General features: G+C 40.6%; 1 pseudogene. It reads left to right on the top strand.

The features are described 5' to 3' along the window. Positions 1 to 4,973: pseudogene (locus ABD915_RS08875) on the top strand (hypothetical protein); the annotation flags it as partial.

Genomic DNA, 4,973 nt, shown 5'->3' with positions numbered 1-4,973 from the left:
CAGTATCCTCGTTAAGCAAGAAGAAGAGGTGGCTTTAAGTCGCAATATCCGTGCAGGGGGAACAGGTCTTATCACTATTGGTAAGGGTACCGGTGGCACTGAAATCAGTATTTTAAACAAAGACAGCGGGAAGCGGAAACTTTCCGGTCTTATGGGTGGGGATCTCGGTAAAGATTCAGACGAAGCGGTGAGTGGTTCCCAGATACATACACTGGGTGGTAATATAGCTGCTTTTTTTGGTGGTGGTGCTGACTTTGGAAATGGAAACTGGGGCGGTCCTACTTTTAAAATTAAAACTGTTAAAGAAGATGGCACCGAAGGTGAGGAAACTCATCATAATGTAGCGGATGCTTTGAGTGGTATTGGTACTTCTATCAAGAATGTTAAAAATGATATTACCAAAGAAATTACTGATGCAAAAGGTGACTCTTTGAACTGGAGCAAAGAGAAGGATGCCTTTGTAGCGCAGCATGGAGAGGATAACGGCAGCAGCAAGATAACGTCACTTGCGAATGGGGACATTAGTACTGATTCAAGTGATGCCGTAGCAGGTAATCAGCTTCACACCTTGGGAAGCAGTGTTGCCAAGTCTTTAGGTGGTAATGCTAGCTATGAGAATGGCGCATGGACAGCACCTACATTCACGGTTAAGAGCTTTAATTCTGAGGGTGGTGTTTCTGACTCTACCTATGGCAATGTAGCTTCTGCTTTTGAAGGTGTTGGTACTTCTTTCACGAATGTTAAGAATGAAATTACAAATGTTAAGAATGAAATAGATAAGAAAATCACGGATGTTACTGAAAGGGTTCAAGGTGATGCATTATTGTGGAGCAATAATGATAATGCGTTTGTAGCGACGCATGGGAAAGATAATGGGAAAGCTAATAGCAAGATTAAGTATCTTGCAGCTGGAGCTGTCAGTGAAACTTCAACAGATGCCATAAATGGCTCACAGCTTCATACTCTAGGTAATGAAGTTGCGAAGTTTTTTGGCGGTGATGCTAAGTATGAGAATGGTCAATGGACAGCTCCAAGCTTCAAGGTTACAACAGTCAAAGAAGATGGCAACTCTGGAGAGACGAAGTATAATACTGTAGCGGAAGCTTTGGCGGGCGTTGGCACTTCCCTCACAAATGTAAAAAAAGAGATTACCAATGAAATTACCAATGTAAAAGGAGATAGCCTTGTTAAGAAAGATGCAGATACAAATCTTATCACTATTGGTAAAGAAGTAGAAGGCAGTGAAATCAACATAGCCAACAAGAATAAAGGGGATAGAACTCTTTCTGGTGTGAAGGAAGCGACACAGGACAATGAAGCTGTTAACAAAGGCCAGCTTGATAAAGGCTTGAAAGATCTTTCGAACAGTCTTCAGTCTGATGAATCAGCAGTTGTTCATTACGATAAAACAGGTGACGAAAATGGCAGTATTAATTACACAAGTGTGACTTTGGGTGGTAAAGATAAGGCAGCTGTAGGTCTCCATAATGTTGCCGATGGTCAGATTGCCAAGGGTTCACATGATGCCATCACGGGTGGACAGGTTAACAAAATCGGTGAGGATGTTGCCAAGTTCTTAGGTGGTGATGCTGCATTTAAAGAAAGTTCTTTTACAGCTCCGACTTATAAAATTTCTACTATTACTGACGATGGTACAGTAACGACTAGTTCATATAACGATGTTGGTAGTGCGTTTGCTGGTCTTGATGCGAGTGTCAAGAATGTGAATACTCATCTAACGAATGAGGTCAAAAATTTTAATGAAAAACTAACGAATATTACGCAAGAAGTTCAAGGTGATGCTTTGTTGTGGAGCAATAATGATAATGCGTTTGTAGCGACGCATGGGAAAGAAGAAGCAGAAAAAGCGAATAGCAAAATTACGTCACTTGCAAATGGAGTGGTTTCTGACAGTTCAATGGATGCTGTGAATGGCTCTCAACTTTATGGCTTAGGTAGCGGTATTGCTAATTCTTTAGGTGGTGGTGCTGGGTATGATGATGGCGCTTGGACTGCTCCTACATTCAAGGTTACGACTGTCAATGATAATGGCAAAACAGAAGATAAAGACTATAATGATGTAGCGGAAGCCTTTACGGGTGTAGGGAGTTCATTCACGAATGTAGTGAATAAAATAGATAAGAAAATCACGGATGTTACTGAAAAAGTCCAAGGTGACGCCTTATTGTGGAGTGATTCTGAAGGTACCTTTGTAGCGCAGCATGGAAAAGAAGAAACCGGAAAAACGAATAGCAAGATTAAATATCTTGCGAATGGAGACATTACTTCTGCCTCCACGGATGCGGTCAATGGATCTCAGCTTCATACCTTGGGCAGCGATGTTGCGAAGTCTTTAGGCGGGAATGCTAAGTATGATGGTGGTGCTTGGACCGCTCCTACATTTAAGGTTACGACTGTCAATGAAGGTGGTAATACAGAAGATAAAAACTATAATGATGTAGCATCTGCTTTTGCTGGAGTTGGTAGCTCCTTCAAAAATGTGAATACTTCTATCACGAATGTTCGTAAAGAGATTAAAAATGAGATTACCAAAGTTGTTGATGATAGTCTTGTTAAGCAGGATAAAACAACGAATCTTATCAGCATTGGTGCGGATACAGAAGGCACAGTAATTAATATTGCAAATAAAAGCGGTGTGAATCGAGTGATTTCTGGTGTAGGAGATGCAAAAGATAATAATGATGCTGTTAACAAGGGTCAGCTCGAAAAAAGTTTAAAAGATTTTTCTGATAATCTTCAGTCTGATGATTCGGCTGTTGTTCATTATGATAAAACAGATGATGAAAATAGCACTATTAATTATAAAAGTGTAACTTTTGGTAAAGGTCAGAATTCTGCCCCTGTTGCACTTCATAACGTAGCCGATGGTAGTATTGCCAAGGATTCACATGATGCAATTAATGGTAGCCAGATTAATGCGATTTCTCAAAATATTGCGAAATACTTAGGTGGTGATACAACATTTAATAATGGTATTTTCACAGGACTAGCCTATAAATTATCTAAGATTTCTGAAGATGGCGCTGCAGAAGAAATGAGCTATGATAATGTTGGGAGTGCGTTTGAGGGTCTTAATACAAATATCAAGAATGTAAATCAACGTATTAAGGAAGTATCTCAAGGTGTTGCGCAAGATTCTTTGTCATGGAACAATGATGCGCAGGCTTTTGTGGCGCAGCATGGAGAGAATAAAGTCAACAGCAAGATCACGTCTCTTCAGAATGGAGACATTTCTGCTAGCTCAACAGATGCTGTAGCGGGCAATCAGCTTCATTCATTAGGCGATAAGGTTGCTACATATTTTGGTGGTAGCGCTAAGTATGAGAATGGCGCTTTGACTGTTCCTACATTCACGGTTAAGCTCTTCAAAGAAGATGGCAGTGCAACTGATGAGACTTATAATAATGTAGCAGCAGCCTTTGAGGGGGTAGGTACTTCTTTCAAGAATATTCACAATGAGATTAACAAAGATATTGCCGATGCAAAAAGTGATTCTTTAAACTGGAGTGAAGAGGCAAATGCCTTTGTAGCGACGCATGGAGAAAAAGAAGGTAAAAAAGAAAATAGTAAGATTACCTCTCTTGCTGTTGGAGATATTTCCAAAGTTTCCACTGACGCAGTGACAGGTTCCCAGCTTTACTCCATGAGCAATACGTTAGCGACATATTTCGGCGGTGGAGCAGGTTATGATAAGGAAGGCAACTGGAGTGCTCCAAGCTTTAAGGTAAAGAAATTCGATGACACAGGCAAGGAAACAGAGCAAGAATATAAAACCGTTGCTGAAGCCTTTGAAGGTGTAAATCAATCTTTCACGAATATTCATAATGAAGTGAATGAGCAAATTAACCAAGTTGTAGGAGACAGTCTTGTTAAACAAGATAAGGGCTCACATGTTATATCGGTTGGTGGAGAAACGAACGGTACCAAAGTAAGTTTTGCCAACAGTGATGGTACAATGCGGACCCTTTCTGGTGTGAGTGCTGGTGAGCTTTCAGAGAAATCGACAGAAGTGGTAAATGGTTCTCAGCTTTATTCGATGAGCAATACGTTAGCGAGCTATTTTGGTGGCGGTACTGAATATAAGGAAGGGAAATGGATAACTCCAAGATTTAAAGTGAAGACAGTTAAAGAGGATGGTAAGTCTGAAGAGCAAGAGTATAAGAATGTTGCTGCTGCTTTTGAGGGAGTTGGTACTTCTATCACGAATGTCGAGAATAAAGTGACCAATGAGATAACCAACCAGATTAATCAACTTCAGTCAGAAGATTCAGCGGTTGTTCATTATGATAAGAATAAAGATGAAATAGATTATACGAGTGTCACTTTTGGTGGAAAGGGTAAGAACCCCACAGCTCTTCATAATGTTGCTGATGGCAAGATTGCCAGTGAATCGCATGATGCGGTTACAGGTGGTCAGCTTAATACCATCTCTCAAGATGTAGCCAAATTCTTAGGTGGTAGCGCAGCCTTTAAAGATGGTACTCTTACGCAGCCAACCTATGCATTATCTGAAGTTTCTAAAGAAGGTCAGATCACAGATAAGTCATTCACCGATGTTGGTTCAGCCTTTGCAGGACTTGATACAAATATCAAGAATGTGAATCAGCGGATTAAGGAAGTTTCAGAGGGAGTTGCACAGGATTCTTTAAATTGGAATGAGCAGGAAAAGGCTTTTGTGGCGCAGCATGGAAAAGAAAAAACGAATAGCAAGATTAAGTATCTTGCGAATGGAGATGTAAGTGAAAGTTCAACGGATGCTGTAGCAGGTAATCAACTTCATACATTGGGCACTGGGGTTGCCTCGTATTTTGGCGGTGATGCTAAATATGAGAATGGTCAATGGACAGCTCCTACATTCACGGTTAAGAGCGTTAAGGATGATGGTGAGACAGAAGATAAAGAGTATCATGATGTAGCTTCTGCTTTTGAAGGTGTTGGTACTTCTTTTAAGA

It is taken from the genome of Bartonella jaculi (assembly GCF_039543045.1).
Lineage (GTDB): Bacteria > Pseudomonadota > Alphaproteobacteria > Rhizobiales > Rhizobiaceae > Bartonella > Bartonella jaculi.
Note: the sequence above shows the minus strand (reverse complement) of the source record. Positions and strands in the feature narration are given on the sequence as shown.